General features: G+C 32.3%; 2 protein-coding genes. Both read left to right on the top strand.

Annotated elements, in window-relative coordinates; all coding sequences use genetic code 11:
* Window positions 1-130 precede the first annotated feature (130 nt).
* Window positions 131-469 (top strand): hypothetical protein, encoded by a 339-nt coding sequence (locus QZZ11_RS01480; protein ID WP_292472881.1) that lies wholly within the window; start codon window positions 131-133, stop codon window positions 467-469.
* Between the two features lie 10 nt (window positions 470-479).
* Entirely contained in the window at window positions 480-5,744 is a 5,265-nt protein-coding gene (locus QZZ11_RS01475; RefSeq protein WP_292472879.1) for a right-handed parallel beta-helix repeat-containing protein, read from the top strand.
* Window positions 5,745-5,882: the final 138 nt, after the last annotated feature.

The raw sequence follows: 5,882 nt of genomic DNA, 5'->3' as shown, positions 1-5,882 counted from the left end.
GTTATTGATAGAGTTAATGGCAAATATTTGGGAACTGCAAAAACCAATTCAAAAGGTATTGCTACATTAATAATCTCTGCAGTTAAATTCAAGATATTAAAAGCAGGTTATAAAAATTTAGCTATTACTTTTGCTGATTAATTATAATACTGCTTCCAAAGTGGTTAAAATTAGAATACTTAAAGAAAATACTAAAATCGCAGCTAAAAAGAAAACCTTTAAAAGATCCAAAAAGGTCAAAAAATACACAATAACTCTAAAGGACAGCAAGAAAAAAGCAATCAAAAAGGTAAAAGTTACCTTAAAAGTAAACGGTAAAACTTTCACTGCTAAAACCAATGCCAATGGTAAAGCTACCTTTAAAATTAAAAAATTAACCAAAAAAGGAACTTTTATTTCTATAGTTAAATTTTCCGGTAATTATTATTATAATACAATATCCAAAAAGGTAAAAATTAGGGTTATATGAGGTTTTATAAATGAAATCTAAATTATTGATTATTTGTTTGTTATTGCTTGCATTATGCTCAATTTCTTCAGTTGCAGCGCAGGACGCCAATAATCAAACAGATATTTTTCAAAATAATAATGAAGCAATTGAAAATGGCGATGCTTCAATTGATGAAGATTCAAAATTGCTTTTGACTAATGATAATGTACTGTCACAGGGCAGTTTTGATGATTTGCAGAAAAAAGTTAATAATGCCTCTGAAGGTTCTACATTAGTTTTGGATACAAATTATCAAAGTACTGATAATATTCTAAAAATAGATAAAACCATTACAATTGACGGTAAGGGTCATACAATCAACTGTTCCAAACAGGGACTGAAATCTTCAGCAGGAACAATCACTATTAAAAATCTAATATTTGTAAATGGTAAAAATGATGATTACCAAACAGGAGGATGCATATACATAACAGGTTCTGCTAAATACATAGTTATTAACTGTACATTCAAAAACAATTATGCTAAAAATTATGGTGGAGCTATTTTCAATAACGTGGAAGATACATTAACCATTATCAATTCAACATTCACAAACAATAATGTTGATGTTCATGGCGGGGCAATATATTCAAAAGGAGATATTGTAGTCAAAAATTCAAAATTTTTAAATAATGCCGCTAAACGTTCAGGGGGTGCAATCTACTCTCAGAGAATGTGTACTGTTACCGATTCAGTATTCGATTCAAACAAGGCAGAAAGTGACGGTGGAGCAATCATATCCAAAAAAGATTTAACAGCAGAAAACTCCAAATTCACAAACAACAAGGCTAATGATGGTGGGGCGGTATTTACTACAGAAGATGGAGTATTTGATAAATGTATATTCACAGGTAACAATGCTAAAAGCGGAGGAGCTATCTATTCCAATGGTGTAAAACGTACATTGATAAATGACTGTATTTTAAACAACAATGTAGCTTCTTCCGGTAGTGGAGGAGCTGTTTATTCATACAAATGGACTCATGTAGACAACTCCACATTCACAGGCAATACTGCAGACGGTAAAGGTGGAGCAATCTATACAGATTACATCAGCTTCGGAATTAACGGTCTGTTCCAGTCAAATACTGCTAAAAATCATGGTGGAGCTATTTACACATCCACAATATCAAATGACATCACAAATGTAAAATTCATTGGAAATAAGGTAACCGCTGATTTTGGTGGTGCGCTTTATATCAACAATAAATGTAAAGACATAACATTCAAATCATGCAGTTTCATAAACAATTCAGCTACAGCCGGTGACGGTGGAGCAATACACAGTGACAGCAGTTCCACTAATATCAAATTCCTTCAGTGCACTTTCACTGGAAATACTGCGGCAGGAGGTAAAGAAAGACGTTATGGTGGTGCAATTCGTTCAAATGGTGTTGTAAACATAGATAATTGTACATTTGCCAATAACTGGGCTGAAAACTATGGTGGTGCAATATATACAGAAAAAGCAAATGAGATAAAAAATTCCGTTTTTATTTCAAATCAAATTAAAAACGGTGGAAAAAGAGACGGTGGAGCAATTTACATTAATAAAGAGTGTACTATAAATATAAATGGTTGTTATTTTGAATTTAATAATGGTGTGGAACGTGGTGGAGTACTCTACACAGATTCTAAAAATGCTCATTTAAGATTAACCAATAATGCATTCATAGGAAATTCTGCAAGCGGTCAGGGAGTGACTGTTTTCAATAGTGGTTATTACGATGCTGTCAACAATAATTGGTGGGGTGCTAATGGTGTTACTCTTCGAAACCAATTGAAAGAGTACCATACCTTTGGAAGTAACACTGATAAAAACGATGACAGTCCTGTCAGCGTAAGTGTTTCTGGTGATAAAAACTCATATGTTGATGTAAAAGCATCTATCAAGATATCATTCACAGGCAATGTTCCATATTATACATTCGATAAAATATCATATTCATCAGACAAAAAAGGTGTTTTTGTTGACAAGAAAGTTAACGGAAATTTCCTGGAACTAAAATATATTCCAAACGAGACTGGAATTCATAAAATTACTATTTCAGTCGGCCAGTTCCAAAAATTAACATTTGAAACCACTGCTTCATATATCAGTGTTTACGGTTATGATTTAAATAAGGTATTCGGTGAAGATAAATATTATTCTGCTGTATTTAAAGATTCAAAAGGTTATTTCTTGGCTAATGATACTGCAGTAAAGTTCAACATTAACAATGTCAACTATACTGGATATGTTACTAATGGTATTGCTAGTCTGTATGCTAATTTGCAACCTGGCAATTACACTGTTAAAGCAATAAATCCTGTTACCAATCAAACTTTCACAAATAAGCTGAATATTAAAGAAAGAAATATGCTGTTCAACATCAATGATCCTTATGTTGTCCAGTTCAACAGTAAATATGCAACAAACAGCAGCAATGTTACATTCACAATAAATGGTAAAACATTCAACAGCAACATTTCCGAAGATGGTATTGCTTACTTCAGACTCAATGTTGCTGCGGGAAAATACACTGTTACAACCAAATTCGGAGATATTGTCATACAGGAAAACATTACAGTTTCAAATAAATTTTCCAATATGGATTTGGGATTGAATGATGCAAGCTATGGTTCATTCCTGCCTATAAGCGGTAATGAAACATTCACAATTAAGAATCTGACCATGGTCAGTTCTCTTGGAGATAATCTCTATAGATATGTTTTACCTCAGGGTGAGGCTTTCATATTATACAATGTCACAGCCTCAAATACTGCTGAGCTAACTAATGTTTTAAGAAAAATATCTGCCAAGGAGTTCAGAGCAGATGTTATTATCATCAATCTTAAAAAGGAAACTTATAAGGTCACTGATAACTTCTGGAGAGACCAGGAATGGTATTATCTTATTCATTTAACTCATGGAACTTTATTCATTAATGGTAATGGAGCTACTTTAGATGACGGTTATCACCATAATTTCATGGCTTTGGAACCAAGTACTCGAACAATCATTAATAATGTGACATTTAAGAAATTTTATCGTGTATTTTCAAGTGCTGGTGACGTCAGCTGTACCAATTCAGTATTTATAGAAAACAACGCTAAATTTTTCCAAACAAAAACACCGGCTTCTGTAATCTACAATAAATACAAGGCTTCATTTGAAAACTGTATTTTTGATCATAACAAAAACGATGATGTGACTTTTGGCAGCCATGATGAAAACACTATGGGTGGTGTTTTATATGGTGAAAAGAATTCAGTAACCAATTTCATAAAATGTCAATTTAAGGCTGAATCAGATAATGTGCGTGCCGTTGATAAAAGTATGATTGTAGTTTATGATGATGATTTCAATGCATATAATCATATTGTTGCCAACGGTTATCTTGAAACCGCTGCAAGTATAAGCATAATGAAAACAGGTTCATATAATAAAAATAATACATTAACCTACAATATTTCTTCAGTTGATGAACTTTTAAAATGGAATAGATTAAAAGATGGTAAATTCTCTTTAATATATAGATTATATAATGTTTTAGATGATGCTACAGCATATGTATTCAATTTGGCTCCGGGCGTATATAATGCAAAATATGAACATTACCGTGATAAACATCAGGATGAATGGAGAACTGATTATCAAGGTTTAATGCCTGCCATTGTTCAGGATGAATACTTGGTTGATGTAGGTGCTAAGCCTGTTGTTATAAACGGTCATGGAGCTACAATAGCTTATCCGGATGCTTTAGTATTTAATGATTATCATTTTGCATATGTTCCAAAATCAGGGTCATTAACTTTAGTTAATATGACCATTAAAAATTTCAACACAGCTATTATTAACTATGGAACATTTATTGCGATAAATTGTACATTTGAGAATAATAGAATTAACCACATTAGTAAAACCGGAGATTTCGGTGGTGCTGTTAGAAACTATGGTCATGTTTATTGCTATAATTCCACATTTAAAGATAACGGAGCTAATGCAGGTGGTGCATATTACAGTGATGACTCTGCAAACGCTCTATTTTCAAACTGTACATTTTCAAACAATAAAATTGTATCCAAATTAGTTTGGAAAAATGGAGATCCAAGCAATTTGCACATCACTGGAAACTCAGTTGTTAAATTAGTAAATTGTAAAGGTATTGGTAAAGACAGTATTAAACTAGATAAGAGTGGTATTTGCTTAACTAGAGATTCTCTTGGTTATAGTGTATACAATGCAGTAGTAGACAGCATTTCATCTTTGATAAAAGTTTCCAAAATTGTTAAAAACAATAAGGAATATGATATTATCAACGTAACTTTCAAACCTGGAAGTTATGCTATCTTCCCGGATTCAAATACATTATTTGAAATGGATTATGGAATGTTGATTTTAAACGGTAACGGTGCAAGGGTTTTTGTGTCAAATCCAAAAGATAGTGACGAAACCAAATTCTTAACAACCACTTCACGTTCTACAGTCAATATCGTAAACTTGTCCATTGAAGGATTTAACATGGCAATAATCAATTCCGGGTCTTTAACAATCACTAATTCATCATTAAATAACAATAGGGTGGATTATAATTTCAAAGAAGATTATGGTGGTGCTATCGTTAATAAAGGCGGTATTTTGAATGTTTTAAATACTACATTTAACGGCAATTATGCAAAATATGGTGGAGCTGTTTACACTACTAGTGCTACTCACTTTATTATATCCACTTTCACAAACAACTATGGATATAATAGTAAATCAAATGTGGATATTTATAATAAGCAAGGTTCCGTTGAAATTGTTTCTGTTACTAATATAATACCTAAAATTACTGAAAAAAATCCTGCACCTGCTTGGAAAGTTCAAATGCTTGAAACTGGTATATTTTTAGTAACTTTAGCTGTTACTATGGGTTCCAGTTGGGCAATTAGTGCAACAGGTGTTGCGGCTGCGAATTTGATATCAATGGGTGCCGGTGCTCTTATTGGCGGTAGTTTTGGTGCTTTGGAAGGATTTATCTATTCCAATGATCATCAGGATTACAGCAGCTTCTGGGTAAGAGTATTAAAAGGTGTAGCTAACGGTATCAGTTTTGTTCCATATGGGGCAGCAGCTAATAAATTAGCACCAATTACAGATCAGTTAATTAAAAAAGCTGCTCTTGATAAAATCTATGCTAAATTTGTTCGACAGACTGTTAAATTAGCTAAAGAGCAGGTCACTGCAATGAGTAAGAAGAATTCATACGAAATCATGAAAATATTTTAGGGAATTAATTGTATACAATTAATATCCTTTCTTTTTTTTATTTTTAAATCAATATTATTTCATAATATGGAATGACTGCATTTTTAATTGGTTTTCTTTGGATTATAAAGCATTTTTTTACATCAAAATATTTAGGGG

The organism is Methanosphaera sp. (assembly GCF_016282985.1).
Classification (GTDB): Archaea; Methanobacteriota; Methanobacteria; order Methanobacteriales; family Methanobacteriaceae; genus Methanosphaera.
The sequence above is the reverse complement of the archived record's forward strand: the minus strand, read 5'-3'. Positions and strand labels throughout refer to the sequence as shown.

Excerpts from the sequence above, each read along its gene's own strand:
- QZZ11_RS01475 (WP_292472879.1), top strand. The coding sequence starts at position 480 with ATGAAATCTAAATTATTGATTATTTGTTTGTTATTGCTTGCATTATGC.